The organism is Prauserella rugosa (assembly GCF_000719975.1).
GTDB classification, from domain to species: Bacteria; Actinomycetota; Actinomycetes; order Mycobacteriales; family Pseudonocardiaceae; genus Prauserella; species Prauserella rugosa.
In genome coordinates this window covers 26,640-53,048 of record NZ_JOIJ01000010.1, presented here as the reverse complement: position 1 = coordinate 53,048, position 26,409 = coordinate 26,640, and the positions used below count along the sequence as shown (strand labels likewise).

Annotated in this window: 22 protein-coding genes; 16 read left to right on the top strand and 6 right to left on the bottom strand. The window is 70.1% G+C overall.

All coding sequences use genetic code 11. The annotated features are described in order from the left end of the window. Positions 1-113 precede the first annotated feature (113 nt). Positions 114-3,494, top strand: a complete 3,381-nt coding sequence (locus tag IF64_RS0115285; protein ID WP_030532790.1) for an error-prone DNA polymerase — start codon at positions 114-116, stop codon at positions 3,492-3,494. 117 nt (positions 3,495-3,611) lie between these two features. Then, a complete protein-coding gene (locus tag IF64_RS0115280) occupies positions 3,612-4,229 on the top strand; it encodes a pentapeptide repeat-containing protein (RefSeq protein WP_051757904.1) in 618 nt (205 codons plus the stop codon). A gap of 110 nt (positions 4,230-4,339) precedes the next feature. Here the strand turns inward: IF64_RS0115280 and IF64_RS27945 are convergent, their stop codons facing one another. Continuing rightward, positions 4,340-7,585, bottom strand: a complete 3,246-nt coding sequence (locus tag IF64_RS27945; protein WP_030532788.1) for a glycohydrolase toxin TNT-related protein — start codon at positions 7,583-7,585, stop codon at positions 4,340-4,342. 137 nt (positions 7,586-7,722) lie between these two features. Here IF64_RS27945 and IF64_RS0115270 point away from each other — a divergent pair, with 137 nt between their 5' ends. The 3 genes from IF64_RS0115270 to IF64_RS0115260 are packed head-to-tail and all read left to right on the top strand — an operon-like array spanning position 7,723 to position 9,955. After that, complete coding sequence (locus IF64_RS0115270; protein WP_428829423.1) at positions 7,723-8,781, top strand: DMT family transporter; 1,059 nt, start codon at positions 7,723-7,725, stop codon at positions 8,779-8,781. Then, a complete protein-coding gene (locus IF64_RS0115265) occupies positions 8,778-9,629 on the top strand; it encodes a bifunctional methylenetetrahydrofolate dehydrogenase/methenyltetrahydrofolate cyclohydrolase (protein WP_030532786.1) in 852 nt (283 codons plus the stop codon). The genes IF64_RS0115270 and IF64_RS0115265 overlap by 4 nt, the downstream gene beginning before the upstream one ends. 2 nt (positions 9,630-9,631) lie before the next feature. Then, positions 9,632-9,955, top strand: a complete 324-nt coding sequence (locus tag IF64_RS0115260) for a DUF3017 domain-containing protein (protein WP_030532785.1) — start codon at positions 9,632-9,634, stop codon at positions 9,953-9,955. A gap of 108 nt (positions 9,956-10,063) precedes the next feature. On the opposite strand, the gene IF64_RS0115255 is transcribed toward IF64_RS0115260, so the two are convergent. The 3 genes from IF64_RS0115255 to IF64_RS0115245 form a co-directional block, all read right to left on the bottom strand. After that, entirely contained in the window at positions 10,064-11,269 is a 1,206-nt protein-coding gene (locus tag IF64_RS0115255; protein WP_030532784.1) for an MFS transporter, read from the bottom strand. A 341-nt stretch (positions 11,270-11,610) separates the two neighbouring features. Continuing rightward, positions 11,611-11,811 carry a DUF1918 domain-containing protein gene (locus IF64_RS0115250; protein WP_030532783.1) on the bottom strand — a complete coding sequence of 67 codons (201 nt, stop codon included), beginning with the start codon at positions 11,809-11,811 and terminating at the stop codon, positions 11,611-11,613. Between the two features lie 110 nt (positions 11,812-11,921). Continuing rightward, positions 11,922-12,764, bottom strand: coding sequence for a TIGR03560 family F420-dependent LLM class oxidoreductase (locus IF64_RS0115245; RefSeq protein WP_030532782.1), 843 nt, complete (start codon positions 12,762-12,764; stop codon positions 11,922-11,924). Positions 12,765-13,179: 415 nt separating this feature from the next. On the opposite strand from IF64_RS0115245, the gene IF64_RS0115240 reads away from it, so the two are divergent. The 9 genes from IF64_RS0115240 (at position 13,180) to IF64_RS0115200 (ending at position 23,130) form a co-directional block, all read left to right on the top strand. Beyond that, complete coding sequence (locus tag IF64_RS0115240; RefSeq protein ID WP_030532781.1) at positions 13,180-14,403, top strand: NADP-dependent isocitrate dehydrogenase; 1,224 nt, start codon at positions 13,180-13,182, stop codon at positions 14,401-14,403. A 231-nt stretch (positions 14,404-14,634) separates the two neighbouring features. Further along, a complete protein-coding gene (locus IF64_RS0115235; protein WP_030532780.1) occupies positions 14,635-14,964 on the top strand; it encodes an SH3 domain-containing protein in 330 nt (109 codons plus the stop codon). Positions 14,965-15,006: 42 nt separating this feature from the next. Further along, positions 15,007-15,810 carry an exodeoxyribonuclease III gene (locus IF64_RS0115230; protein WP_030532779.1) on the top strand — a complete coding sequence of 268 codons (804 nt, stop codon included), beginning with the start codon at positions 15,007-15,009 and terminating at the stop codon, positions 15,808-15,810. A 172-nt stretch (positions 15,811-15,982) separates the two neighbouring features. After that, entirely contained in the window at positions 15,983-16,933 is a 951-nt protein-coding gene (locus IF64_RS0115225) for a nucleoside hydrolase (protein WP_030532778.1), read from the top strand. Between the two features lie 48 nt (positions 16,934-16,981). Continuing rightward, a complete protein-coding gene (locus IF64_RS0115220; protein WP_248700056.1) occupies positions 16,982-17,281 on the top strand; it encodes a nucleotidyltransferase family protein in 300 nt (99 codons plus the stop codon). A 307-nt stretch (positions 17,282-17,588) separates the two neighbouring features. Continuing rightward, on the top strand, positions 17,589-17,969 hold the full coding sequence (locus IF64_RS27695) for a hypothetical protein (RefSeq protein WP_145600607.1): 381 nt from the start codon (positions 17,589-17,591) through the stop codon (positions 17,967-17,969). A gap of 73 nt (positions 17,970-18,042) precedes the next feature. Next, a complete protein-coding gene (locus IF64_RS0115210) occupies positions 18,043-20,574 on the top strand; it encodes a bifunctional FO biosynthesis protein CofGH (protein ID WP_030532775.1) in 2,532 nt (843 codons plus the stop codon). 206 nt (positions 20,575-20,780) lie between these two features. Beyond that, positions 20,781-21,752: an inner membrane protein YhjD gene (gene yhjD / locus IF64_RS0115205; RefSeq protein WP_084705900.1), complete on the top strand. Its 972-nt coding sequence runs from the start codon at positions 20,781-20,783 to the stop codon at positions 21,750-21,752. Positions 21,753-21,918: 166 nt separating this feature from the next. Continuing rightward, positions 21,919-23,130: an MFS transporter gene (locus tag IF64_RS0115200; protein ID WP_030532773.1), complete on the top strand. Its 1,212-nt coding sequence runs from the start codon at positions 21,919-21,921 to the stop codon at positions 23,128-23,130. Here IF64_RS0115200 and IF64_RS0115195 read toward each other — a convergent pair. Continuing rightward, complete coding sequence (locus IF64_RS0115195; RefSeq protein WP_030532772.1) at positions 23,108-24,355, bottom strand: D-alanyl-D-alanine carboxypeptidase family protein; 1,248 nt, start codon at positions 24,353-24,355, stop codon at positions 23,108-23,110. The genes IF64_RS0115200 and IF64_RS0115195 overlap by 23 nt on opposite strands. A gap of 88 nt (positions 24,356-24,443) precedes the next feature. Here IF64_RS0115195 and IF64_RS0115190 point away from each other — a divergent pair, with 88 nt between their 5' ends. Then, positions 24,444-24,689, top strand: coding sequence for an SCO4848 family membrane protein (locus IF64_RS0115190; protein ID WP_030532771.1), 246 nt, complete (start codon positions 24,444-24,446; stop codon positions 24,687-24,689). A 101-nt stretch (positions 24,690-24,790) separates the two neighbouring features. Beyond that, a complete protein-coding gene (locus IF64_RS0115185; RefSeq protein ID WP_051757883.1) occupies positions 24,791-25,318 on the top strand; it encodes a hypothetical protein in 528 nt (175 codons plus the stop codon). Between the two features lie 289 nt (positions 25,319-25,607). Here the strand turns inward: IF64_RS0115185 and IF64_RS0115175 are convergent, their stop codons facing one another. Further along, positions 25,608-26,384 carry a succinate dehydrogenase iron-sulfur subunit gene (locus IF64_RS0115175; RefSeq protein ID WP_030532769.1) on the bottom strand — a complete coding sequence of 259 codons (777 nt, stop codon included), beginning with the start codon at positions 26,382-26,384 and terminating at the stop codon, positions 25,608-25,610. Positions 26,385-26,409 lie beyond the last annotated feature (25 nt).

The following is a 26,409-nucleotide window of genomic DNA, read 5'->3' as shown; positions in this document are numbered from 1 at the left end:
GACACGTCACACGGCAACCCGGAGCGGATCCCGGACGTCGAGTACCCGGACCTGGCCGCGATGTCGTGGCCGGTGATCCCGCAGCCGAGACGTTCCCCGGAAAGCGACTGAGCATGGGCTGGAACAATCCGCCGGTTCCGTGGCGGGAACTGGAACGCACCCTGTCGGGCCGGGACGTACCACCGGAGTCGGGGGACGGGAACGACAGCCCGGCATGGGGCAGGAAGAGGGAGAAGTACGCCAAGCCCCCGAACCTGAGCCCACCGGGCAGGGACGACACGGGAGCCCGCGGCCGGGTTCCCTACGCCGAACTGCACTGTCACTCCAACTTCAGCTTCCTCGACGGCACGAGCCACCCCGAGGAACTGATCGAGGAGGCGGCGCGCCTCGAACTCGACGCCATCGCGATCACCGACCACGACGGCATGTACGGCGCGGCCCGGTTCGCCGAGGCCGCCGACGAGGTCGGCATGCGCACCGTGTTCGGCGCCGAACTGAGCCTCGGCCTGTCCGAACCGCCGAACGGCGTCGCCGACCCCGACGGCGAACACCTGTTGCTGCTGGCCAAGGGACAGGACGGCTACACGAGCCTGTGCAGGGCCATCACGGCGGGACAGCTGCGTGGGCACGACCGGGAACTCCCGAGGTCCGAGCGGGCGGAGAAGGGCAGGCCCGTGTACGACCCCGACGAGATCACCGACGAGGTCGCGGGCCGGTGCGTGGTCCTCACCGGCTGCCGCAAGGGTGCCGTTCGCCGCGCGCTCACCGAACGCGGACCGGACGCCGCGGAGGAGGCGCTGCGCGGACTGATCGATCGGTTCGGGCGCGAGGACGTCCACGTCGAACTCATCGACCACGGACGGCCTTCCGACAGCCTGCACAACGATCAACTCGCGGCCGTCGCGGCACGGCTGGGTGTGCAGACGGTGGCGACCGGAGCCGTCCACTACGCGCGGCCGAGCCAGGCGCCCGTCGCGCAGGCGGTGTCGGCGATCCGGGCCCGGCGCAGCCTGGACGAGATGGAGGGGTGGCTGGCCGCGTCCGGTGCCGCGCACCTGCGGTCCGGAGCCGAGATGCAGGCCAGGTTCGCGCGGTATCCCGGCGCCGTGCAGCGCGCCGCGCTGCTCGCCGAGCGCTACGCCTTCCCGTTGGAGATCCTCGCTCCCTCGCTGCCGCCGTTCGAGGTTCCCGAGGGCGAGGACGAGGCGTCCCATCTTCGCGAGCTGACTTATCGGAAGGCGCAGCGCCACTACGGCACGCGAGCCGATCGTCCCGACGCCTACGCCCAGCTCGACCACGAACTCGACATCATCGAGAAGCTCGGATTCCCCGGGTACTTCCTGATCGTCTGGGACATCGTGCGGTTCTGCCGCGCCAACGACATCCTGTGCCAGGGCAGAGGATCGGCAGCCAACTCCGCAGTCTGCTACGCGCTCGGGATCACGCGGGTCGATCCGATCAAGTGGCGGCTGTTGTTCGAACGGTTCCTGGCCCCCGACCGCGACGGCTATCCGGACATCGACCTCGACATCGAGTCCGACCGGCGCGAGGAGGTGATCCAGTACGTCTACACCAAACACGGCAGGCTGCGGACCGCGCTGGTCGCCAACGTCATCACCTACCGCGCGCGGTCGGCCGTGCGCGACGCGGCCAAGGCACTGGGGCATTCCCCCGGGCAACAGGACGCGTGGAGCAAACAGATCGACCACTGGGGTCCGCTGAGTCAGCTGCGGGAACAGTCCGATCACGACATTCCACGGAACGTGCTCGCCGTGGCGGGTGCGCTCGAGGACTTCCCACGGCATCTGGGCATCCACCCGGGAGGCATGGTCATCTGCGATCGCCCGGTGAGCGAGGTCGTCCCCGTCGAATGGGCGCGGATGGCCGACCGGAGCGTGCTGCAGTGGGAGAAGGACGACTGTGCGTGGGCCGGCCTCGTCAAGTTCGACCTGCTCGGGCTCGGCATGCTCTCGGCGCTGCACTACATGCGCGACATGGTGCGCGACCGCAAGGGCATCGAGGTGGATCTCGACGACCTTCCGCTCGACGACGAGAACGTCTACGCGATGTTGCGCCGCGCCGACGCGATCGGCGTGTTCCAGGTGGAGAGCCGGGCACAACTCGCGACCCTGCCCCGATTGGCGCCGAAGGAGTTCTACGACCTGGCCATCGAGGTCGCGTTGATCCGGCCGGGACCCATCCAGGGCGGATCGGTGCACCCGTACATCCGCCGGGCCAACAAGCAGGAGAAGTGGCGACACGACCACCCGTTGATGGCGAACGCGCTCGGCAGGACCTACGGGGTGCCGCTGTTCCAGGAACAGATGATGCAGCTGGCCCTCGACGTCGCCGGGTTCACCGCGGCGGAGGCCGACGAGCTCCGGCACGCCATGGGCTCGAAACGGTCGGGGCGGAAGATGGAACGACTGCGGCAACGGTTCTACGACGGGGCGGCCCGCAACGGAGTGGACAGGGAGATGGCGGCGCGCATCTTCGAGAAGATGCGCGCGTTCTCCCACTTCGGCTTCCCGGAGAGCCACGCACTCAGCTTCGCCTACGTGGTCTTCGCCAGCGCGTACTTCAAGTACTACTACCCGGATGCCTTCTGCGCCGGGCTGCTGCGCGCCCAGCCGATGGGCTTCTACTCGCCGCAGTCGCTGGTGGCCGATGCCCGCAGACACGACGTGACGGTGCGTGGACCGGACATCAACGCCAGCGACGTGCACGCGGACCTGGAACCGCTCGACGGTGATGGCCGGGACGCCGGGGAGATCCGCAGGAACCACGCCGTCCGACTCGGACTCGGCGGGGTGCGCGAGATCGGCGATTCGCTCGCACAGCGACTCGTGGATGAGCGGAGAACCCACGGCCGGTACCGGGACATGGCCGATGTGGCCAGGCGCGTCCGGCTCACCACACCGCAGATGGAGGCGCTGGCCACCGCGGGCGCCTTCGGATGTTTCGACGCGGTGAGCGGGGACCGGCGGAAGGCGCTCTGGTCCGCGGGCGCCGTTGCGCAGGAACGGCCCGAGAAACTCCCCGGCACCACACCGGCCGTGGAAGCACCGACGCTTCCGGGGATGGACGAGGTCGAGGTGGCGGCCGCCGACGTCTGGGCGACCGGAGTGTCCCCGGACAGCTTTCCCACCCAGTTCGTCCGCGACCGGCTCGACGCGCTCGGCGTGGTCCCCGCCAAGGACCTACAGGAGGTGGAGGACGGCACGCGCGTGCTCATCGGCGGGGCCGTCACCCACCGGCAGCGTCCAGCGACGGCGGGCGGCATCACGTTCGTCAACATCGAGGACGAGACCGGCATGGTCAACGTGGTCTGCACCCGTGGCCTGTGGGAGCGCTACCACCGGGTCGCGCGGTCGAGCAGGGCGATGCTCGTACGCGGGATCGTCGAACGGGCGGACGGTGTCGTCAGCCTGCGCGCCGACCGCCTGCAGCACCTGCCGATGCGGATCACCGCGCAGTCGAGGGATTTCCGGTGACCGCGCGGGCGCGAGCCGGTGTGCGATTCTGGCGGCGTGCATTCCCCCGAATCCGGCTCCGGCCCAGCAGACTCCGCCCGCATCGACCCGGCGCCCGGCCCGGACGGCGACTCGGTGATCGACCGAGAGACCGGCTCGGAGGCCGGTGCGGAGATCGGCGAGAACTACCGCGACGCCGTGTTGTCCGGCCAGCGATGGGAGGGCAGGCGGTTCGTCCGGTGCGATTTCACCGACGCCGACCTGCGCGAGCTCACGACCGCCGGATGCACGTTCGACCACTGCGATTTCACGCGGACCGACCTCGGAGAGTCCGCGCACCGCTCAACGGCGTTCCGTACGTGCACGTTCGACCGCACCATGCTCGGCAATGTCTCGTGGGCAGGGTGTTCGTTGCTCGGCAGCGTGTTCGTCGACTGTGGACTGTTGCGCACGATCACGTTGTCCGACTGCGATCTCACGCTCGTGTCCTTGGCGGGCGGCGTGCTGCGCGGAACGAACCTGTCGGGCATGCGCCTGCGCGAGGCCAACCTGACCGGGACCGACCTCCGCTCGGCGAACCTGCGCGAGGCGGACCTGACCGGCGCCACGCTGAGCGGAACCCGCTTGACCGACGCCGACCTGCGCGGCGCGCGGCTGGACACGCGTGCCCTGACGGCGGCCGACCTGACCGGCACGCACGTCGACGTCGACATCGCGGTCCGGTACGCCGCGGCCCACGGCCTGATTGTGCACTGATTTCCCGTCACAGGGGCGATCCCGTTCCTGCGGCCCCGCCTGCGCCCGTCGCAGGAACGGGCGCAGGCGGGAAACCGAGCCCGCACGGACGTCCCGTGCGGGCCCAGGTGTCAGTCGATCGGCGGTTCGCCCGGATCCAGCTCGATCAGGTCACCGTCGGCCAGCAACTCCTCGATGGATGCGGGCAGCATGTAGGCCGCACCGCCTCCGGGCTGGTTGAACCACGGAATCGCGACTCCCGCGAGCGCTTCGAGCGGCCGCTGGACGCGATACACGTGGTACGGGCGGTTGACCCACTCCGGAACGAGCGAGCGCTCCTCGAACGGGGTGCCCGCCGCGTACGTGAGGTTGCCGTTCGCACCGCCGAACCGGTCGAGCTCGCTGCCCGCGGGCAGAGTGCGCATCTCCTTGCCGCGGAACAGGGTCAGCGGTGGTTCGCCCGGCAGCGGCTGGATCGGCCACTGCTGGCCGCCCTGACCCTGGCCTTGTCCACCGTGGCCCTGGCCGGCCGGTCGCGGTTCCGCGGCGGCGGTGTGCCGGGGTGGAGCGGCCTGCTGAGGTGCCCCGACCGGCTCCCGCGGCGGCGCCGGGGCGGCAGCGGGTGCGCCGTGGCCCATGGCCGGATCGCCCGCCGGGGCCATCATCCGGGTTCCTGCCGCCTCGCCTGCCGGTCCGCGGTCGCCGGGGCGAACCGCGCCGGTCGCGATGTCGGACGACAGCGTGGCCGTCAGCGGCCGCGACGGAGCCTGCTGCGGTTCTGCGGCGGGTTCGTCGTAGTCGCCGTACCCCTCGCCGTAGTCCTCGCGGTACTCGTCGTCGTAGTCGTACTCGTCGGCTGCAGGCGCCTCGTCGACGCCGTCGGGCGACAGGAGCACCTTGCCGAGCATGAACGCCTTGGCGTCCGCGGCGTCGCCGAACACCGCAGGGCTCTTGAGGCCGCCCTCGTACCAGCCGACGCGCCAGCCTTCCGCGACCCGCTCGATGCTCCACCCGTGCTCTGCGGGCATGCCGAGCACGTAGTACTCGTCCGGCACCTGGAGTTCGTCCAGCTTGTCCTGCAGGTCGTCCAGCTCGGGGTCCTGCGGCGGCATGTTGCCGATCTGCGTGGGCGGACCCGGATCGTGGTCGGCGGCCACGGGCGCTGCGGGGCGCTGCTCGGCACCCGGGCCCGCGTGCCGTCCGTTGGCCTCGCGCGGTTCGTACGCTGCTGGTTCGTATCCCCCGGGCTCGTATCCGGCGTGCTGGTGGCCCGGACGGTCGTATTCGCCCGGCCGGTCGAACTCCGGCCGCTCGAAGTCGGGGCGGCCGAGGCCGGGGCGCTCCTGTCCCGGACGTTCGTGGTCAGCGCGGTCCCGGTGGTCAGCGGGTTCGGGGCGGTCGAGGTCGGCGTGTCCCGGCTCCCGGAACCCGGCGTCGCGCTCGTCCCGTTCGGGACGGTCGGCGTCCCGGTCGGCACCGAAGCGGTCGTCACCGAAGCGGCTCGCGGCGGCCATGCCCGCGACTCCCGCGGCACCGGCCACCCCCGCGGCGCCGGCCACGCCGGTGATGCCGTTCAGCCCGCCCGTCTCACGATGCTCGGCGCTCTCGGTGCTCTCCTCCTCGCGCGGCTCGTCGAACTGCTGCCGCGGGTTGGGTGCGGTGCGTTCCTCCTCCTGCTCGGCAGGAGGCACGACCGGGTTGGTCACCGTGGTCGGCGGGCCGGAGTCGAGGTCGGGACCGGACTCGCGCGATTCGGTCTGCTCGGTCTCGGGCCGGCCGAACGGTGTCCGTTCCCGGCCGGCTTCGCCGGCGTCCTCGGGTTCGGCCGCGTTCGCCCCACCGGAGGTCTCGCGGGCACCGAAGTCGGGCACCTGCGTGTATGTGGTGCTCTGTTCGAAGGTCGAGTCCGGTTCGAATCCCTGGGTCTGTTCGAACCCTTGCGTCTGTTCGAACGACGAGGTGGGCTCGTCGTCGAGGTCCTCGAGTCGTGGGTCTCGCTCGGAGTGAGCGGCCTCGTCGGCCGGGTCGCCGGTGCCGTAGGCGCCGGGACGCTCCTCCGCGCGTGCGTCGTGGTCGTACTCGTCCCGCGGGTCACGGACGTCCCTGCGGTCGTCCGGAGCGGTCTCACCGGCAGGCGTGACGGGGTCGAACGGGGACCGTTCGGCGCTGGCCGGACGCTCGCCGTGACCACCGAACTGCTCGTCCAACGCCTGGGCGGCCTCGCCGGGCCTGCGTACGGGCAGTTCGGGTTCGTCGGTCTGCTCGGCCGGGGGCGTGCCGTTCCTCGCGGCCATGGCACCCGCGGCACCCACCGCGCCGGCACCGGCCAGTCCGGCCGCACCGAACGCCGCGGCGCTCGTGGACGTGGGCTCGCCGGTCTCGGCCGGCTCGGTCACGCGGGTCGCTCCCGCGTCACCGGCCTCGCCGGCACCTGCTGCCTCGGCAGTGCGTGCCTCGCCGGTGGAAGTACCGGCGGGGGCGGCTGCGGACGGTGTCTGCTTGGTGCTCTGGTCGTCCGCGGCGGACTCGGCAGGCTCGGCGGGTTCGGCAGGCTGGGGAGCCTGGCCGTGGTTCACGTGGGCCGCGGCGGCCTGGCGTGTCTCGTCCGGCACGTCGGGCACGGAGAACCCGTTGGCGCGGATGTGCTGCACCAGGTCCGGTTCCGGCGACACACCGTGCTCGCGCAGGTAGTGGTTCACGGCGGCGGGCCAGATCCACGAGCCGTCGCTGTGGAACGCGATCGGCACGTCGGCCGACTGGGCCGAGGCGAGCCGGTCGACGTCGTAGCCGCGCACCGGCACGACGAGGGGAGCGGCCTCGAGGTAGTCGAGCACGCGGTCGCGCTCGTCGGCGCCGAGTTCGGGCCGCGTCACCACGGGGCCGTTCGGACCGGCGCCGTCGAAGATCCGCGCCATGCGGAACCGCGGGCCGGTGCGCTCGGGGCCGAGTCCGGCCATGCGGCGCATCAGCCAGTCGGGGACGTTCTCCTCCGAACGCGGGAACATGCGCAGTTCGTCGGCGTAGGCCTGCGACGGCGGGGCCAGGTCCCACGTGGGCTCGTCGCGGTCGTACTCGAGGTTGTAGCTCGAGGGGTGGTCGAGCTGGTAGCGCGCGTTGAACCAGGTGCCCCTGCCTTCGCGGTACATCCCGGCGCGCAGCTTGCCGAACAACGTCGCGATGTCGTGGGTGGCGACCCACTCCTGCGTCGATCCGTCGGCGGTGACGACCTCGCCGGTCAGCTCGTGATACCTCCCCACGGCGCGGTACACCGCGGTCACCCTGCGCCAGTCGCGCGGGGCGGCCCTGAGGAGCGAGAGGCCGATCTGCTTGACCAGAGTGTCCTGCTCGGTCGCGTTCAGCTGGGTCGGAAGTGCCACGCCCACATCTTGACTAATCCGTTTCCCGAATGCACGGCCGCCGCCGATATCCGCGGTCGGTTCCACCCCGTTGCAGGCCCGTCAGCGGCCCTGACATGCGCAGAGTGGGAGCGAACACACCCGAGGAGGTGGTCGGGATGCCCCGTGCGGGTGGGGGCGCACAATGGCACGCGATGGCTACCGCCAGTACGGATCGAATGCGCGATCCGGACACATCGACAGCAAGCACGTCAACCGCCCGGCGGGTGTGGGGTGCGGTCCTTGCCGTATCCGCCGGCATGGGGATGTCGGTCCAGGCACGGGTCAACGGTCAGCTCAGTGTCGAACTGGGCGACTCGGCACTCGCCGCCGTCGTCTCGTTCGGCGGCGGACTGGTGCTCCTGCTCTGCTGGCTCGCGATATCCCGGTCGATGCGCGCGGGTACCCGCACCGCCCTCGGCGCGTTGCGCTCGGGCACGTTGCGTCCGTGGCACGTCCTCGGCGGTGTCGCGGGCGCCGCCTACGTACTCGGCCAGTCGCTGACCGTCGGCGTCATCGGGGTCGCCCTGTTCACCGTCGGCGTCGTGGCGGGGCAGACCGTGAGCGGGCTGTTCGTCGACCGGTTCGGACTTGGCCCTTCGGGCAAGGAGCCGACCACCTGGCTGCGGGTGGCGGGTGCGGCCCTGACGGTCGCCGCCGTCGGCGGGGCGCTCGCGGGCGACATCGCGGCACAGGCCGACCCCGCACGCATCGCGATGCTCGCGCTGCCGTTCGCGGCGGGAGCCGGGATGGCGGTGCAGCAGGCGTTCAACGGGCACGTCAACGCCGTGTCGGGCAGCGCGCTCACCGCCGCGCTCGTCAACTTCACGACGGGCACGACGGTGCTCGTCCTGGCGTGGCTGGTGTCCCTCGCCGTGAACGGGCCGCCGAACGGGTGGCCTGCGAACCCGGTGCTGTACCTCGGCGGTCTGGTCGGAATCGTGTTCATCGCGACGGCGTCGTTCGTGGTTTCGTGGATCGGGGTGCTGCTGCTCGGGTTGAGCACCGTGGCGGGTCAGCTCATCGGATCACTGTTGATGGACGTGTTCATTCCCGCGGCAGGAGAGGGCCCGGCGGTCTCGACCGTGGTGGCGTGCGGCGTGGCGTTGGTCGCCATCGCCATCGCATCCCTGGGCGGGCGGAAACGCGGCCGGCGGTTTGGGAGACTGTCCTCGTGACGGCGACGATTCTCGACGGCAAGGCCACCAAGGAAGCCATCTTCGCGGAGCTGACCCCACGGGTCGCGGCACTCGCCGAGCGGGGCATCACGCCCGGACTCGGCACCGTGTTGGTGGGCGACGACCCCGGTTCGCACTCCTACGTGAAGTGGAAGCACGCCGACAGCACGAAGGTCGGCATCAACTCCATCCGCCGGGACCTGCCCGAGGACACGACGCAGGCCGAGCTCGAGAAGGTCGTCGACGAGCTGAACGCCGACCCGGCGTGCACGGGTTACATCGTGCAGCTGCCCCTGCCCGCGCACATCGACACCAACGCGATCCTCGAGCGCATCGCGCCGGAGAAGGACGCCGACGGGCTCGCCCCCATCAGCCTCGGCAGGCTCGTGCTCGGCCAGGAGGGCTCGTTGCCGTGCACGCCGCTCGGCATCATCGAGCTGCTGCGCCGCTACGACGTGCCGCTGAAGGGTGCGCGGGTCGCGGTCGTCGGCCGCGGCATCACCGTGGGCCGCACGATCGGCCTGCTGCTGACGCGCCGGAGTGAGAACGCCACCGTGACGCTGTGCCACACGGGCACGCGTGACCTGGCCGCGGAGGTCAGCCGCGCCGACATCGTCGTCGCGGCGGCCGGCTCGCCGGGGCTGATCACGCCGGACATGGTCAAGCCGGGTGCGGCGGTGCTCGACGTCGGAGTCTCCCGCGTCGACGGCAAGCTGGCCGGCGACGTCGCCCCGGGCGTCGAGGAGGTCGCCGGCTTCCTGTCACCCAATCCGGGCGGTGTGGGACCGATGACCAGGGCGATGCTCGTGTCCAACGTCGTCGAGGCCGCCGAGCGCGCGGCTCGCTGACCATGACCACGCCTGCCCCGGGACCCGCCGAGCGCCGCGACCCCGATGCCGGTGGCCGCGGCTGGTTGGTGCACGTGCCGCTGGCCGTGGTCTTCCTGCTCGTCCTCGCGGGCGGGGTGCGGATCGGCATGTACCACTGGCGACAGGGCACGGCCCTGATCGGCGGTGCGCTCCTGGTCGCCGCCGTGCTGCGCGCGATGCTCACCGACGCCCAGGTCGGGATGCTCAAGATTCGCGGTCGTGCGGTCGACGTGCTGTGTTACGTCGGCCTCGGCGGGCTGATCGTCTTCGCCGCCCTGACCATCACCGGCGGGCCCTTCGGCTGAGCGCGGCCCGACACACGTGTGCGCGGGCCGCCCGGAACGGGGCGACCCGCGCACGGTGTCCGGTGAAGCCACCCGGGAGGACGGCGTGGAACTCGATCCACCGGCTGCTCAGGCCGGTACGGGCTCCTCGACCGGTGCTGGAGCCGGCGCCGGTGCCGGTGCCGCCGCGCGCTCACGACGCTCGACCAGCGCCGCGACGACGGCCAGGCTCAGGCCCAGCGCGGCCAGCAGCGCGCCGACCACGTTCGGCGACACGAGGCCGAGCCCGCCCGCGATGACGAGCCCACCCAGGTAGGCGCCGATCGAGTTGGCGATGTTGAAGGCCGACTGGATCGCCGCCGACACCAGCGACGGGCTGCCGCCCGCCTTCTCCATCACCCTGGCCTGCAGGATCGGGCCGACCATGAACGAGGTCATGCCGACCAGGAAGATCGTCACGGTGGCGCCGACCTTGCTGCCCGCGGTGACGGTGAACGCGGCCAGCACGACCGCCAGTGCGGCGAGGGCGCCGCACAGCGCGGGCGTCGGGTTGTGGTCGGCCAGACGGCCGCCGAGGAAGTTGCCCAGGGTCATGCCGACCCCGGCCAGCGACAGCAGGAGCGTCACGGTGGCGGGGGCGAACCCGGCGACGTCGGTCATCATCGGGGTCACGTAGCTCAGGCACGCGAAACCGCCGCCCATGCCGAACGTGACGATGGCCAGTGCGAGCCACACCTGCGGCTTGCGGAACGCCGCGACCTCGCCGCGCAGCGAGGCACCCGCGGGCTTGCCCTGGTGCGGTACGAGCTTGGCCACGGCGGCCAGCGCGGCCAGGCCGATCAGCGCCACCACCGCGAACGTGGCCCGCCAGCCGAACTGCTGGCCGAGCAGCGTGCCGAGGGGGACGCCGAGCACGTTGGCCAGCGTCAGGCCCATGAACATCATCGAGACGGCCCTGGCCTTCTGGCCGGGGCCGACCAGGCTGGCGGCGACGACGGCGCCTGCGCCGAAGAACGCCCCGTGGGGCAGTCCGGCGACGAAGCGGAACAACACACCCAGGTCGTGGTTGGGGGAGAGCACGAACAGGGCGTTGCCTGCGACGAACAGGCCCATCATCGCCATCAACATCGTCTTGCGCGGAAGCCGCACGGCGACCGCGGTGAGCAGGGGAGCGCCGACCACCACGCCCAGGGCGTAGGCGGAGATCAGGTGGCCGGCGGCCGGGATGGAGACCCCGAAGTCCGCGGCGGCCTGGGGCAGTACGCCCATCATCACGAACTCGGTCGTACCGATACCGAAGGCACCGATGGCCAGCGCGAGCAGCGCTACAGGCACAGTTCTCCTCTCGGGGAAGAAGGGTCGGGAGGGCGGGGAACGAGGCTCGGGCTCTGGTACGGGTGCGGGGACACCGGCCCGAATGGCGGCCACGGTCGTCGGCGGTCGAGGTCGCCACGAACGAGCCAGGACAGTCGGAACGCAGCCGTGCTGGATCGTTCAAGTACAGGTCGTAAAAAAAGAACAGCATTCCGCGCTTCGTCGCGGCTCACTGCCCTGTCATCAAGTGTGAACGACCTCGTCGGCCGATGTCATCCCGGCTTTCGGGCTACGCGCGGTGACGATCGCCACGGCCCGTGATGTAACGCGGGGACGTGGCGATCGCGCACCCGTTGGGCCGGTCAGGCCCCGGTGTCGGTGCGGGCGGAGTCGACCTCGCAGTCGGGTCCGGGGAACACGAGCCGTTCGTTCCCGTCGGAGAACCGCACGAGAAACGGCGGGCGCCCCTCGTCGCCCCGGACCTCGATGATCTCGCCCTGTCGTTCGGTATCGCCCACGACCCGGCCGTGGACCGTGATCCGGTCGCCGACTGCTGCGCGCACGAGTCGTTCACCTCCGTCGCTGGAGCTGGCCGTGTCCGTCGAGCGTAGGCCGCGAAAACGGCAGCGGCGAGTCGATCACGGCGAGCGGCTGTCGGGGGTGGGCCGAGGACTCATTCCGTCAGCGGTGCAGCCTCGGCGGCCAGCCGCTCGAGGTAGCCGGCGGGAACGTGGTGGGGGAGGTTGAACACGACGAGGTCGGCGCCTGCCTCGCGGTAGCCGGCCGCCTCCTCGACCGCGGGACCGATGCCCGTCTCGGCGTGCACGCGCACGTTCACCGAGCACGTGATCTCCGCGGGGTCGCGGCCCACGTCGGCGCAGTGGCCGAGCAGGACGTCCTTGAGCTGCAACCAGTGCTGCGGGGACTGCGCACCCGCGTGCCACTGCTGCGCCCACCGCGCTGCCGCGCGCAACGTGCGCCGGGGTCCCTTGCCGCCGATGACGATCGGCGGGTGCGGGCGCTGCACCGGCTTCGGTTCACAGTGGGCGTCGGTGAGGCGTACGTGCGTGCCGTGGAACGTCACGGACTGCTCGCTCAGCAGGCCGATGATCGCCTGCACGCCCTCGTCGAACCGGTCGAACCGTTCGCGCAGTGGCGGCAGCTCGATGCCGTAGGCGTCGCACTCCTGCTGCATCCACCCCGCGCCGAGACCGATCTCGAGACGTCCTGCCGAGATGACGTCCGTGGTGGCGGCCATGTTGGCCAGCAGTGCGGGGTGCCGGTAGATCATGCCGGTGACCTGGCAGCCGAGTCGGATGCGCCGGGTCGCCTGCGCCATGGCCGCCAGCATCGTCCACGCCTCGTAGTTCGGGGCCGTGAGGTCGCCCGAGAGCGGATAGAAGTGGTCCCAGTTCCACGCGGACTCGAACAGTTCGATGTCGTCGGCCGCCCGCCAGGTGTCGAGCAGGTCCGGCCACGGCGTGTGTTCGGGCTTGGTCTTGATTCCCAGGCGCATGCCGCCCATCACAGCATCCCCGTGCCGGCCGGTACACGGTGCCGGAGCGGCGGGGAAAGGCTGCCGGAAACGCCGCCTGCAGTGGTGCCCCGGCGGTCGGGGCATTCGGGGCGTATCGGGCGTGTCCGATCCCACGGAGGCGTTGGTCCGCACGTACCTGTGAAGCCCTGTGGGAGACACGTAGATTGCGTGGTGAGCTGCTCTTTGTCGGCGTCGCTGTGGGTCCGGAGTTTCTACTCATGAGTAACCAGGGGGCGCCGGGACCAGTGCTAATCCAGCAGTACGCTTGTACCGCTACGCATTGGTGTGGGATGGATTTCCCGCACCCGACGGCGTCATGGCGAATGCGCAGCGGTATCAGGCGAAGACGAACGCGAGACCCGCGACGCGAACAGCGAGAGGAGCGCCGCCGCTCATGGCCAAGATCAAGGTCGAGGGCACAGTCGTCGAACTCGACGGCGACGAGATGACCCGCATCATCTGGCAGTTCATCAAGGACAAGCTGATCCACCCGTACCTCGACGTGAACCTCGAGTACTACGACCTGGGGATCGAAGAGCGCGACAGGACCGACGACCAGATCACGGTCGACGCGGCGAACGCCATCAACAAGCACGGCGTCGGCGTCAAGTGCGCCACGATCACGCCGGACGAGGCCCGCGTCGAGGAGTTCGGTCTCAAGAAGATGTGGCGGAGCCCGAACGGCACGATCCGCAACATCCTCGGTGGCGTCATCTTCCGCGAGCCGATCGTCATCCAGAACATCCCGCGGTTGGTGCCCGGCTGGACCAAGCCGGTGATCGTCGGCCGCCACGCCCACGGTGACCAGTACAAGGCCACCGACTTCAAGGTTCCCGGCCCCGGCACGGTCACGATGACCTACACGCCCGCGGACGGCTCCGAGCCGATGGAGTTCGAGGTCGCGAACTTCCCCGAGGGCGGCGGTGTCGCGATGGGGATGTACAACTACCGCAAGTCGATCGAGGACTTCGCGCGCGCTTCGCTGCAGTACGGCCTCGACCGGGGCTACCCGGTCTACATGTCGACCAAGAACACGATCCTCAAGGCCTACGACGGCATGTTCAAGGACACCTTCGAGGAGATCTACGAGAAGGAGTTCAAGGCCGACTTCGAGGCGAAGGGCCTGACCTACGAGCACCGGCTGATCGACGACATGGTCGCCGCGTCGCTCAAGTGGGACGGCGGCTACGTCTGGGCCTGCAAGAACTACGACGGCGACGTCCAGTCGGACACCGTCGCCCAGGGTTACGGTTCGCTCGGTCTGATGACGTCCGTGCTGCGCACGCCGGACGGCCGCACCGTCGAGGCCGAGGCCGCGCACGGCACGGTGACCCGGCACTACCGCCAGCACCAGCAGGGCAAGCCGACCTCGACCAACCCGATCGCGTCGATCTTTGCCTGGACCCGTGGTCTCGAGCACCGCGGCAAGCTGGACGGCAACTCCGAGCTGGTCGGCTTTGCCAACAAGCTCGAGCAGGTCGTCATCGAGTCCGTCGAGAGCGGCAAGATGACCAAGGACCTGGCGCTGCTGGTCGGCGGGGACACGCCGTTCCAGACCACCGAGGAGTTCCTCGCCACGCTGGACGAGAACCTCCAGAAGAAGATGGCCCAGGGCTGACCTGGCCGATCTTCCGGTGACGCCGTCTCGGCGGCGTCCCTTCGGCGACGAGGGCCGTGAGTGCGGGGCGGGCACCCACGGCCCTTTCGCCGTCTCGGGGCGGGTTCGGTCGCTCTGCGTGGCTGCGGTTCGCCAACACGAGTGGTTGCGACGTCCGGACCTGTCGTCGCCGAAAAACGGGCCCGTACCCTGCTCGACGGAGTGCGTGTCGGCGGTCTGTAAGGAGCACTCGTGGTACTCGGCATCCCGAAGCGGGCGTTGATCATCCTCGCGGCGTTGATCGCGGTGATCGTGCTGTACGCGGTCACGGGCGGAGAACTCAGCTCGGAGGCCGAGGGCTCGGGCGGCGAGTCCGGTTCCGGCGAGTGCACGATGGTTGTCGACGCCGATGCGCTGAACGTGCGGTCGGGACCGTCCACAGGCGACCCGGTCGTCGACTCCCTCGAACAGGACTCCGAGACCGAGGCCACCGGCGAGGTGCGCGACGGCTTCCGCAAGCTGGCCGAGGGCCGCTGGGCGGCCGACGACTTCCTGCAGCCCGCGGACGGCTCCTCCTGCTGACTCGCGGCTGATCTGTCGGGGGTGCGGATTACCCTGCTAGGCGTGTTCACCGTCTCCACCGTCAACGTCAACGGCATCCGCGCAGCGGCGAAGAAGGGTTTCACCGAGTGGTTCGGGCAGACGTCCGCGGACGTCGTCGCCTGCCAGGAGGTGCGTGCCGATCTCGCCGCGATCCCGAAGGACCTGGTCGAGCCCGAGGGGTGGCACGCGGCGCACGCGGTGTGCGAGGTCAAGGGCCGCAACGGTGCGACGTTGTACAGCCGCGTCGAGCCGGAGGCCACGCGGATCGGTTTCGGCGCCCCCGAGTTCGAGGCGAGCGGCCGGTACGTGGAGATGGAACTGCCCGGTGTCGTCGTGGCGAGCCTGTATCTGCCGAGCGGCGAGGTCGGCACCCCGAGGCAGGAGGAGAAGCAGCGGTTTCTCGACGTCTTCCTGCCGTATCTGGTCGAGCTGAGGGAGAAGGCGGCCGCCGACGGGCGCGAGGTGGTCGTCATGGGCGACTGGAACATCGCGCACGCCGAGAGCGACCTGAAGAACTGGAAGGGCAACAGGAAGAACTCGGGTTTCCTGCCGGAGGAACGGGAATGGATGGGTCGCGTGTTCGGTGAGGCCGGATACGTCGACGTGCAGCGGGAACTCGATCCGGACGGTCCCGGCCCGTACACGTGGTGGTCGTACCGCGGGAAGGCATTCGACAACGACTCCGGTTGGCGGATCGACTACGTCGCGGCGACGCCGCGCCTGGCACAGGCGTGCACCTCGGTGGTCGTCGAACGTGCCGACTCCTACGACAAGCGTTGGTCCGACCACGCCCCCGTGACGGCGACGTTCGACTGGGCCCCCTAGGCCTGACCCGCGTGCCCGTGTCCGCACCCGAAGCGCCCGTGTTGGCGTTCCAGGGCGCCGTGTGAGCGTCTCGTGTGGCCGTGTTGGCGTTCCAGGGGGCATGTTGGACTTCGTTGCCGTCGGTACGCGCGGCGGTTAAAGTCCGGCTGTTTGTCCGCGGTCAGGAGGTTCGATGACGCGCAAGCTGATCATGGACGTGGATACAGGCACGGACGACGCCGTGGCGCTCATGTTCGCGGCTCTGCATCCTGATCTCGATCTCATGGGCGTGACGACGGTCAACGGCAACGTGCCCCTCGACAACACGACCGACAACACCTTGCGTGTCCTGGACTGGATTGGCTGTTCCGGGATACCCGTGCATCCCGGGTTGTCGAGGCCGATCGTGCGAACCGAATTTCCCTCGGCTCGGCATTTCGTTTCTGACGGCGCGGACGATCCTCATGGGAAGGCGCTCGACATTCCGGCGCCGAGCAGCCGAGCGCAGTCCCAGGGTGGGGTCGAGTACCTGATCGAGACGTTGCGCGCCGCGGCCGAGCCCGTCACCTTGGTCGCCGTCGGACCGCTCAGCAACATCGCCGCCGCGATCGCTCTGGACCCCGAACTGACCGGTCGGGTCGACGAGATCGTGATCATGGGTGGCGGCCACGCGACGGCGAACGTGACGGCCTCCGCAGAGTTCAACATCTGGGCAGACCCGGAAGCCACCGCGATGGTTCTGGCTGCCGGATTCCCGAAGCTGACATTGGTGACGCTGGATGCCACGCACCGCGCAGGCATCACCCGTGATGCCTGCCGGGAACTCGCCGGACTCGGCACCCCGGCGGGAACCGCTGCGGCGCGGTTCGTCGGACGGCGCATCGATGCCTACTCCGGGGCCGGCCACGAGGGAGTGGCGCCCGTGCACGACGTCGTCTGCGCCGCGTACCTGGTTCGTCCCGATGTCGTTGGCACCAGTCCGCTTCCGGTGGCGGTCGAAACGGCGGGTGCTGCGACCCTGGGGAGAACGGTGATCGACGTTCGCCCGGACACGTCGCAGCCAGCGAACGCTCACGTGGCCCTCGACGCGAACGCCGAGCTCCTGACCGAGTTGTTGATCGACACGTTCGCCAGGACGTCCTGACGCGCCCCGGGCGGTAGTGCATTCGTTGGGAGGTGAACCGTGCACGAAGTGATCGAAGCGAAGCGTGACCAGATCGGGCAGCTGTGCCGTGCGTTGCCGGTCCATCGCCTCGACGTGTTCGGTTCGGCGGTCGGTGACTCGTTCGACGTCGGGCGAAGCGACGTCGACGTTCTCGTCGAGTTCGACGAGGGGACGGACGTGGACCGCTTCGCGGCGTACTTCGGCCTCAAAGAGGGGTTGGAGCGGATTCTCGGCCGGTCGGTCGACATCGTGACCGTGGGCAGCATCCGCAACCCGTACGTCCGTCAACAGGTCTTCACCACCCGGGAAACGCTGTATGCCGCGTGACGCGCGCGGGGCGTGTCGCGACCCTCACGCGAACGAGTGGTGTGGTCCGGCGAGTCGCGAAGGCCCCGGCGAGTCTGCCGGAAATGTTCCCACGCACCGGCTGAACTGGGGTTTCGCGTCGTTCATCGGGGCCTGGCGAGAGATTTACACGTTCGACACGGGCCCCGTGCTTACGTTGGTCCGAGCGGGTCGCTACTCTCACCCGCGTCGTGGCGCAGAAGGTCGCCGCCGACACCGACAGTAGTCTCGGCGCTGCCGTCATCGCCTGGTGGTGTGATGGCAGCGGGTCGAACCAGGAGGACATCCGGTGGGCAGTTCTGACCAGGAGCCGGCTCATCCGATGCGCGCGGTGCGCGTGCTGGTGGGCGCGGCGACGGTGCCGGCCCTGCTGGCCCTTGCCGCTCCGGCGGCGTCCGCCTCCACCGTTGTCGCCCAGCCGCAGGCCAACGCGATGACGATGGGCCTGCTGGGCCCTGTCGGGCTCGTGGCGATCGTGCTGGGCGTGGTCGGCATGGTGGCGGGCGTGGTGCGCCAGCGTCGCAAGAAGGCCGCCGAGGCCACCCAGGCACAGCCCGCCCCGGATGCCGTGGCGTCGATGCTCGAGCGCGACGTCGAGGCCGCGGCGGTACGCCCGCCCGGTCCGCGCGCCGCAGCGGAGACCGCAACGGCGGCCGTCCCCGTCGACTGACACCTGCTCGGGCGAACGAGTGTGAGTTATCAGCCTTAGCGCTCGGGTGAGGCTCGCGCTTAGTGTCGAGGTCATGGTTGATCACATCGCGATCGCCCCGCCCGAACCTGCTCCCACGGCATCCGCCATGCGCCGCGCGCTCAAACGCGCCGCCGACGGGTCCACCCTGGACGTCACCGAGTCCGCCGTGCTGCTGCACGCCCGCGGCGAGGATCTCGACACGTTGCTGGGTATCGCGAGCCGGGTCCGCGAGGCACATCTCGCCGACCAGAACCGAACCGGCATCGTCACCTACAGCCGCAAGGTCTTCATCCCGCTGACCCGCCTGTGCCGCGACCGCTGTCACTACTGCACGTTCGTCACCGTCCCGGGCAAGGTGGAATCGCTCTACCTCGAACGTGACGAGGTCCTCGAGATCGCCCGCGCCGGCGCGGCGGCCGGCTGCAAGGAAGCACTGTTCACGCTCGGCGACCGGCCGGAGGAACGCTGGCCGCAGGCGCGCCAGTGGCTCGACGAGCGCGGCTATGACTCCACATTGGACTACGTGCGGTCGTGTGCGATCGCCGTGCTCGAGGAGACCGGCCTGCTGCCGCACCTCAACCCCGGTGTCATGAGCTGGGAGGAACTGCAGCGCCTCAAGCCCGTGTCCCCGAGCATGGGCATGATGCTCGAGACGACCGCCGAACGGCTGTGGTCCGAGAAGGGCGGTCCGCACTACGGCAGTCCCGACAAGGAACCGGCCGTGCGGCTGCGCGTTCTCGACGACGCCGGCCGCGTGGGCGTCCCGTTCACCACGGGCATCCTCGTCGGCATCGGTGAGACCATCACCGAACGCGCCGAATCGCTGCACGAGATCCGCAAACGCGCGCGGCAGTACCGCAACGTGCAGGAGATCATCGTCCAGAACTTCCGGTCCAAACCGGACACGGCGATGCGGTCCCACGCCGACGCCGACCTCGCCGAACTCGCGGCGACCGTCGCCGTCGCGCGGCTGCTGATGCCGCCGGGGGTGAGCGTGCAGGCACCGCCGAACCTCGTGGGCGACGAGCACGCGCTGATCCTGCGCGCCGGAATCGACGACTGGGGCGGGGTCTCGCCGGTCACGCCCGACCACGTCAACCCCGAGGCACCGTGGCCGCACGTCGACGAGCTCGCCCGCTGGACGGCCGACGCCGGGTTCGAACTCCGCGAGCGGCTCACCGCGTACCCCAAGTACGTGCGTGAGGCGGAGAAGTGGATGGACATCCGGCTGCACGGGCACGTGCGCGCACTGTCGGCCGCCGACGGTCTCGCCGACGAATCCGCCGAGGTCGTCGGCAGGGAGTGGCAGGAACCGGACGGCGGGATCGACACCATCGGGCGCGCCGACCTGAACGCCACGATCGACACCGAGGGCCGCACGTCCGACCGGCGAGGCGACTTCGACAGCGTCTACGGCGACTGGGACGCACTCCGTGACAGTGTCCACAGTGCACCGGAGAAACTCGACACCGAAGCGCGCGACGGCCTCCGGCTCGCCGAGTCGAACCCCGCCGCGCTGCTCGATCCGGCCAATGCGGACGCCGCGATGGCGCTGCTCACCGCCGACGGCCCGGCGCTGGAGACGATGGCGCGCCTCGCCGACGACCTGCGTGCCGAGGTCGTGGGCGACGACATCACCTACGTCGTCAACCGCAACATCAACTTCTCCAACGTCTGCTACGTGGGGTGCCGTTTCTGTGCCTTCGCGCAGCGGGAGCGGGACGCCGACGCCTTCCGGCTCTCCACCGAGGAAGTGGCGGCACGCGCCGTCGAGGCCTCGCAGGCGGGCGCCACCGAGGTGTGCATGCAGGGCGGTATCGACCCGAAACTGCCGGTCAGCTACTACGCCGACATCGTGCGCGCCATCAAGAAGGCCGTGCCGGACATGCACGTCCACGCCTTCTCGCCGATGGAGATCGTGTCGGCGGCGTCGAAGGCGGGCGTGAGCGTGCAGGAGTGGCTCACCGAGCTGCGGGACGCCGGCCTCGACTCGATCCCCGGCACGGCGGCCGAGATCCTCGACGACGACGTGCGCTGGGTGCTCACCAAGGGCAAACTTCCCGCGCGCACGTGGATCGACGTGGTGACGACCGCGCACCGGGTGGGCATCCCGTCGTCGAGCACGATGATGTACGGCCACGTCGACCACCCCGAACACTGGCTCGGCCACCTGCGGGTGCTCGGCGGCATCGCCAGGGAGACCGGCGGGTTCACCGAGTTCGTCGCGCTGCCGTTCGTGCACCACAACGCGCCGATCTACCTCGCGGGTGTCGCGCGGCCGGGGCCGACGATGCGGGACAACCGTGCGGTGCACGCGTTCGCGCGGCTCGCGCTGCACGGGCTCATCGACAACGTGCAGTGCTCGTGGGTCAAGCTCGGCGACGAGGGCACGGCGCAGATCCTGAGGGGCGGGGCCAACGACATCGGCGGCACGCTCATGGAGGAGACGATCTCGCGCATGGCCGGTTCGGAACACGGCTCGTCGCGCACCGCCGAGGAGCTCGGCACCCTCGCCGACCTGGCCGGACGCCCGGCCAGGCAGCGCACGACCACCTACGGTCGCACCCTCGCCCCCGTCGTGTGAAGGAGATCCCGTGGGCCCCATAGTTGCATTCAACGCAACTATGGGGCCCACGGGAGCTTCGCCTGGAAACGCGGCACGCGCAGGGAGCACGGTGGGGCGAACCGGGCATCGCGGACGGCACGTCGGTTTGCGCTGGTCGGCGACACGCCGTTAGCTTCCTGCGCGTGACAGAGCAGAAGGCGGACGACGAGGGCTTCCTGCCGCGCATGCGGCGCCGGTATCCATGGCTCGACCACGTGGTCAGAGCGAACGACGCCTTCAGCGAACGGCACGGGAACCACTACGCGGCCGCGATCACGTACTTCTCCGTGCTCTCGCTGTTCCCACTACTGATGGTGGCCTTCTCGGTCGCCGGCTTCGTCCTGGCCGGCAACGCCACGCTGATGAACGAGCTTCGGGAAGGCATCGTCACCTCGGCTCCGGAAGGCCTGCAGGGTCTGCTGGAGCAGATCCTCAACGCGGTTACCGAATCCCGCGCCGGCCTCGGTGTCATTGGTCTGCTCATGGCGCTGTACTCGGGACTCGGCTGGATGGGCAACCTCCGCGACGCGCTCACCGCCCAGTGGGCGCAGCAGCCTGCGAAGACGCCGTTCCTGTCCACGAAGATCAAGGACCTGCTCGCCCTGGCCGGTCTCGGCGCGGCGCTGGTCGTGTCGTTCGGCCTCACCGCCGTCGGCGGGCAGGCGGGGGCGTGGCTGCTCGGGCTCGTGGGACTCGAGGGCTACGTGTGGGCCCAGTACGTGCTGCGCGCGGCCACCATCGTGCTCTCGCTCGCGGCCAACGTGCTCGTCTTCACCTGGGTGATCTCGCAGTTGCCGCGCGACAAGGTCAACCCGCGCAGCGCCGTGAAGGGTGCGGTACTGGCCGCGATCGGGTTCGAACTGCTCAAGAACGTCGGGTCGTACTACCTGGCGAGCGTGACGAGTTCGCCGAGCGGTGCGCTGTTCGGCCCGATCATCGGCCTGCTCGTGTTCGCCAACCTGGTGTCGCGGTTCCTGCTGTTCATCACCGCGTGGACGGCGACGGCGCGCGAGAACCAGGTGCGTGTCGTCGAACCGCCGCCGCCCACGGTCGTCCGGCCGAACGTCACCGTGCGCAAGGGCGCGGGCATGGGCGCCGCCGCGGGCGCGTTCGGCATCGGCGCACTGCTCGGGTGGCTGGGGCGCAGGCGCTCGTAGCCCGGTTCGCCCGCACGGGTCATTAAGCTCGCTCCGGAAGGAGTGTGCAGTGACCGAGCCAGACCCCGACTCCGCGCGCGCCACGGGCGACCCCGGCGCCACGAGCGACACCGACGACGTGGCCGAGCCCGCCGAGCCCGCCGAGCCCGCGCAGGACGCCGCCGACATCGCGCAGCCCGCACGGCTGCCCCGCGAGGTGTACGTCCTCGTCGGCGCCAGCTTCCTCATCGCCATCGGCTACGGCATCATCGGGCCCGCGCTGCCGAACTTCGCCCACAGCTTCGACGTCGGCCTGACCGCGGCTTCGTTCGTCGTCAGCGCGTTCGCGCTCGTCCGGCTGGCGTTCGCGCCGGTGAGCGGACGCCTCGTGACGAAGTTCGGCGAACGGCGGACCTACCTGTGGGGCGTGTCGATCGTCGCCGTGTCGACGATCCTGTGCGCCTTCGCGGCCGAGTACTGGCAGTTGCTGTTGTTCCGCGCAGTCGGCGGCGTCGGGTCGACGATGTTCACCGTGTCGGCCATCGGGCTGCTCATCCGCATCTCGCCGCCGGAGCTGCGCGGCCGCGCGTCCGGCCTCTGGGGAACGAGCTTCCTGCTCGGCGGTGTCGCAGGGCCCGTGCTGGGCAGCGCGCTCGTGGCCGTGTCGCTGCGCGCGCCGTTCCTCGTGTACGGCATCGCCCTCGTCGGAGCCACGGCGCTGGTGTTCTGGCAGCTGCGCCGCTCCGAACTGGCCTCGCGCCAGGAGGACAAGGACGCGCCGACGATGACGTTCCGGCAGGCACTACGGCACCCGACGTACCGGGCCGCCCTCATGTCCAACCTCGCCAACGGCTGGGTCGTGCTCGGCGTGCGGATGTCACTCATGCCGCTGTTCGTGACGGCCGTACTGGCGCGCGACGAGGCCTTCACCGGGCTGGCGCTCGCCCTGTTCGCCGGCGCCAACGCGCTCGTGCTGCTCGGCTCCGGCCGATTCGCCGACACCTACGGCCGCAAACCGCCCGCACTGGCCGGTCTTGCGCTGCTGGCGGTCGGCACGGTGGGACTCGGCCTGATCGAGGACACGTGGATCTTCCTCGCCGCGACGGTCGTCACCGGCATCGGCGCAGGCTGCCTGAACCCGTCCCACAACGCCGCGCTCGCCGACGTCCTCGGCGCCAAGGCCCGGGGCGGCTCGGTGCTGGCCGGGTTCCAGATGGCCGCCGACGTCGGCGCCGTCGTCGGCCCGCTCGCGGCGGGTGCCATCGCCGAGCGGTGGTCGTTCACGGCCGCCTTCGGCGTGACGGGTGTGGTCGCGGCCGTGGCGTTGGCGCTGTGGGTGCTGGCCAGGGAGACCCTGCCCGCCAAGGTCGACGCCGCTACACCTGCTCGTCGCGGCTGAGCGCGATCCCCACGCCGACGCCCACCGACACGAGGATCACCAGACCGATCACCCAGCCAACGCCGGACGTGCCGTCGCCGGAGTCGGCCGCTCGCGCGCCCGTCGCGGAACGTTCGCCCTCCGACGTGGCCTGCTGGGAGTCGGGTGCGTCGGTGCGCGCTGGCGCCTGCGGCTGAGGGGGTGCCGTCGTGACCCGGCCGACGGCAGGTGTTCCCGCAGCGGCGAGCTCGAAGCCGTAGTCGAGCATGTTCATGGCCTGTTCGCTCACCCGGATCGGCTTCTGCTCGGCGCGCAGCAACACCACCGACAGGCGACGTCCGTCGCGTTCGGCGGCGCCCACGTAGGTGTGGCGGGAGGCATCGGTGAAGCCGGTCTTCCCGCCGAGGAACCCGGGATACTCCTCCAACAGGCGGTTGTCGTTCACCAGCGGATACGACGGTTCACCACGGGCGCCGGGGAACTGCATCCGCTTGGTCCGCACCGCCTCGGCGTACGCGGGCTTGGTCATGGCGTGCGTGAACAGCAGCGTCTGGTCGTAGGCCGACGTCACCATGCCGGGACCGTCGAGCCCGGACGGCGTCGCGGCACGCGTGTCCGTGGCGCCGAGGCGGTGCGCCAGCGTGTTCATCTTGTCCAACGCCTGGGGGACGCCGCCGAGCGCGTTCGCCAGCGCGTGCGCCACGTCGTTGCCCGACTTCATCAACAACGCCAACAGCAGATCGCGCACGCGGTACGGCGAGCCCGCCTCGATGCCGGCGCACGAGCACTCCTGGTCGGCGTCTTCCTCGTTCGGCACGACGACCTGGTTCGGATCCAGTTCGTCGATCACCACGAGCGCCAGCAGCGTCTTGATCAGCGAAGCGGGACGCTGCCGTCCGTGCGGATGGTGCGCGGCCAGCACCTCGCCGCTGTCCATGTCCTGGATGAGCCAGTTCTTCGCCGTCAACGGCCGAGGCGGCTGCGGAGCCCCCGGCGGGAGCACCAGTCCGCACGCGCCGAGCTGCTGTCCGCCCGCCGGATCCTCCGGCACGGGCAGCGGAGCGGGCTCGCGCTGCCCGGGCGCGGGTTCCTCCGACGTGTTGCCTGGCGGCGGCGGAAGCGTCGCGTTGGGACACGTCGACTGGGCACGTGCCGCGGGCGTACGGGACGGGGCGAGGGGAGTGCCCGCCACGAGGAAGCCCGCGAGGACCGCGATCACCAGGAGCCGGAAGACAGGGGTGCGCACCAGCGAAGGTTAGCCAGACCACGGCCGGTCCACGCGGGTGAATCCCCCATGTCGGGGTGACGGCGGGCACACGGGGATACTGCGGACCATGCGCATGTCCCGTGGAATCTCGGTGTTCCTGCTGGCCTTCGGCGTGTGGTCGTGGATCATCTGGATCACGTTCGCCCGCAACCTGTGGAGCAGCGACAACGCCTGGGCGGCCGACGGTTCGCCCACACCGTTCTTCTGGGTGCACCTCGCGCTGACGATCGTGTCCTTCGTGCTCGGCACCATCATCGGTGTCATCGGCTGGCGAGGCCTGCGGGCGCTGCGCCGGTCGAGCTCGGAGTCTTGAGGGCAGTTCCGAGCGGGGCCTGCGCTCCTGCGCTCCTGGGCTCTGGGAGCACGCGGGCGCGGCGGTGGAACCCGCAGCCGGTCGCCAGGGTCGAAAGCGGTATGACCGAATCGTCCTGGAATCCGCCGCCGCAACAGCCTTTCGAGCAACAGTCCTACGAGCCGCAGTTCGGCCAGCAGGCGCAACCCCCGCACCCGTACCAGCCGCAGCCCGGCGTGCCGTGGGGTCCTGCTGGACGCGCGCGTCCGTTCCCATTGGTGCTCGCCGCCGTGGCCGGACTCGTGCTCGGCGGCGGTGGTGTGGGCCTGGCGTGGTGGCTGACGTCGGGCTCGGAGGAAGGGGCAGCCGCCTACGCCGCCGGTGCCTGCGCCATCGTCGAGGAACACGAAGCCGACTCGACCGCGGACGCCGGGGGAGAGGCGGACTCCTCGGAAGGTCCCCTCGCCGAGTCGCATCGCTGGACTGCCGCGTGGGGATTGGCGAAGAGCGCGGCGGACCAGGATCCGTCGTTCAAGGCGATCGGCGACAGCTTCGACGACCTGAACGTCTTCGTGAGCCGAGCGGAGTTCGACACCGACGAGTTCCGGGAGACGGTCGCCGAGGCGAAGGCGGCCTGCGACGACGTCTGAGCGTCCGCTCGGTACCTCCGGCCAGGTCGATGACCAGGTTCTCCGGGCGTCCGGCTCGACCGAGCCAGGACGCCCGGAGGGCGCAACACGGGCTCCGGAGGCACGGGCTCCGGAGGGCGCAACACGGGCTCCGGAGGGCGCAACACGGGCTCCGGAGGGCGCAACACGGGCTCCGGAGGGCGCAACACGGGCTCTGGAGGGCGCAACACGGGCTCTGGAGGGCGCAACACGGGCTCCGGAGGGCGCAAAAAGGGCGCGCGGCTTGCCGCGCGCCCTTTTTGCGTACCCCTCACGTGCGCTTGAACAGCAGCGCGCGCTTGACCTCCTGGATCGCCTTCGTCACCTGGATGCCACGCGGGCAGGCGTCGGTGCAGTTGAACGTCGTGCGGCAGCGCCACACGCCCTCGGAGTCGTTGAGGATGTCCAGCCGCTCCTCCGAGGCCTCGTCACGCGAGTCGAAGATGAACCGGTGGGCGTTGACGATCGCGGCGGGGCCGAAGTACGACCCGTCCGCCCAGTACACCGGGCACGACGACGTGCACGCCGCGCACAGGATGCACTTGGTGGTGTCGTCGAACCGCTCGCGGTCGGCCGCCGACTGGTAGCGCTCGCGCGTGGGCTCGTTGCCGTAGGCGATCAGGTATGGCTTGACCGACCGGTACGCCTCGAAGAACGGCTCCATGTCGACATAGAGGTCCTTCATCGTCGGCAGGCCCTTGATCGGGGCGATGCTGACCGTGGTCGGCTTGCCCTCCTTGGCCAGCAGGTCCTTGACCAGGACCTTGCAGGCGAGCCGGTTGATGCCGTTGATCTGCATCGCGTCCGACCCGCAGATGCCGTGTGCACAGGAACGACGGAACGACAGCGTGCCGTCCACGTAGTTCTTGATGTTCATCAGCAGATTCAGCACACGGTCGGTGGGCAGCGCCGGGACGTCGTAGGACTCCCAGTGCGGCTCGTTGTCGATCTCGGGGTTGAACCGCAGGATCTTCACCGTGATGGTGATGGAGCCTTCCGGAGCCGGGATCTGTGACGTGTCGTTCGTGGGTTCAGCTACCGCTGTCATTTCACATCCTCCGCGAAGAGGCGGT